Source organism: Flavobacterium sp. ACAM 123 (assembly GCF_000264055.1).
In the GTDB taxonomy this organism is placed as follows: domain Bacteria; phylum Bacteroidota; class Bacteroidia; order Flavobacteriales; family Flavobacteriaceae; genus Flavobacterium.
Window position 1 is genome coordinate 1 of sequence record NZ_AJXL01000275.1, and the last position, 285, is coordinate 285.

Consider the following 285-nt stretch of genomic DNA (forward strand, 5'->3'; position numbering starts at 1 on the left):
GTGTAAGTTGTACCTGTTGGTACTACGCCATTGGTTGTGTTAAATGGGGTTGAAGTAAAGCCAACGCCACTACAAGCTGCATTGGTCATAGTTGCTATAGCTGGTTTTGGATTCACCGTTACTGTTAACGTAAAGTTAGCACCTGCACAAGTACCTGAAGTTGGTGTCACAGTATAAGTTGCTGTTTGTGCTGAACTTGTTGGATTGGATAATGTTCCCGCTATACTTGAACCACTTCCAGATACGCCACCTGTCAAACCTCCCGTTACTGAGGGTGTAGTCCAT

Annotated in this window: 1 protein-coding gene; it reads right to left on the reverse strand. The window is 44.6% G+C overall.

Annotated features, from left to right (window positions below; genetic code table 11):
- Positions 1-285: PKD-like domain-containing protein (locus A3SG_RS22015; RefSeq protein WP_035664942.1), on the reverse strand; the 285-nt coding region annotated here is incomplete at both ends.